General features: G+C 24.8%; 2 protein-coding genes. One reads left to right on the top strand and one right to left on the bottom strand.

Annotation, left to right across the window (positions count from 1 at the left end):
* Positions 1-80: 80 nt before the first annotated feature.
* Positions 81-722 carry a hypothetical protein gene (locus tag ACX1M8_RS03475; RefSeq protein WP_458807266.1) on the bottom strand — a complete coding sequence of 214 codons (642 nt, stop codon included), beginning with the start codon at positions 720-722 and terminating at the stop codon, positions 81-83.
* 191 nt (positions 723-913) lie between these two features.
* Here ACX1M8_RS03475 and ACX1M8_RS03470 point away from each other — a divergent pair, with 191 nt between their 5' ends.
* Positions 914-1,294 carry a hypothetical protein gene (locus ACX1M8_RS03470; protein WP_458807265.1) on the top strand — a complete coding sequence of 127 codons (381 nt, stop codon included), beginning with the start codon at positions 914-916 and terminating at the stop codon, positions 1,292-1,294.
* Positions 1,295-1,550: the final 256 nt, after the last annotated feature.

Below are 1,550 nucleotides of genomic sequence, written 5' to 3'. Positions count from 1 at the left end.
ATTTTACTCTATTCTATCTACTCTAGGGGTGACAAAATAGAGCTTATTTTACAAAGGCAAAAATAAAATAGTCATAAAGACTATTTATTAATATGGTTACGGATGATAACATCAGCAATAACCTTAACATTATCGAATTTTGGATATCATTCTAAATCGATTAAAGTATTTTGAGGAACAATCTCGTCAAAACAAATATTAACTAATTTATCAAAACTTGTTTCAGTTGAGTTATCATCAACACCTGGAACAAATTTTGTAGCATCCATAAATTTTTCAATTCTTATAGCTAATACTTTAACTTCATCACCTGCTTTAACATTTTTTTCAAGTGAAGCCTTGTTGCCTTTAAAGTAATCTAACTCATTAGGGAATCTTAAATCATCAATAATAAATAAACTATTAATGTTTTCATTTGAAGATTTTTCCATTGTTTCTCTGATCTTATCAAAGACTTTAGCGCATCAAACATTTGAGTCGATTTTTCTTCCTACTTCACCCATTGCTATTCATAATGGTCTAACGATTTCTTTATCTATACCATCTCAGTTAATTTCATCTAAAATTGGTTGAGTAATTTGTTTAATAGGTTGTGCAAATGATAGAATATGGATATTATCATTAAATTGTTCTTTTAGTTTATTAGAAAGTTCTGTACTAAGTAGTCCTTTTCCACTTCTTCTTTTTCCATTGATTAAAATAATTAAATGTGTGTTTTTCATATAATGTTCCTCCGATTTGATATAAAAAAAGCCTTTAGCTTTTCTTCGTATTGTTATGTTATTATACATTGTAATTAAATAAGATTTATATAAAACCTAAAAAAAGATGAAATATGAAACAAAGAATTTCCACATTTATTTTTTTCAGTAAATATTAAATTTTTTTCAAATAAATAATGTAATATTTTTGTATGAAAAAAAATAGATTAATATTTAAATCTTTAATGATTTCAGGTGCTATAGCACTTCCTTTAATATCAGTTGTTGCATGTAGCAAAAAAGAAGAAAATCAAAATACAGTTGATGCTTCAAGCATCATCAATGTAAACAAACAATTAAAATTTGATTATAAAGGTAATAAAGCTGATATATTAGCATCAGCTGTTACTAAAGAAAATATCGAAGTATCAGGATATAATAAAGAAGAGTTTGAAGTTAATATTGTAAGTGTGTCACCTGCATTAAACCTTGAAAATGCTGTTGAAGTTACATATAAGATAAAAGATTTGAAAAAAAATCTAGCTTCAAGCAAACTTAGATTTGTTATTAGTGGTTTTAAATCACAAAAATAAACATCAAAATAGTAGGACAAACAATTCTTACTATTTTTTTATCTTTTTTATTAGGTAAATCATTATTAAGTGTTATTATTTAATCAATATTTTCACCAGACAAAAGAGTTTTTACAGTCAATAAAATAATTTAAAAATTTATTGATGAAAAAATAAATTGGTGTTATAATATTATCGCTTATTACAACAAGTAAACGAAGCAAAAGTTCTTTGAAAACTAGATATATACAATGTACATGACAGTCAATTTTTTCGA

This window comes from Mycoplasma tracheobuteonis (assembly GCF_054456995.1).
The sequence above is the reverse complement of the archived record's forward strand: the minus strand, read 5'-3'. Positions and strand labels throughout refer to the sequence as shown.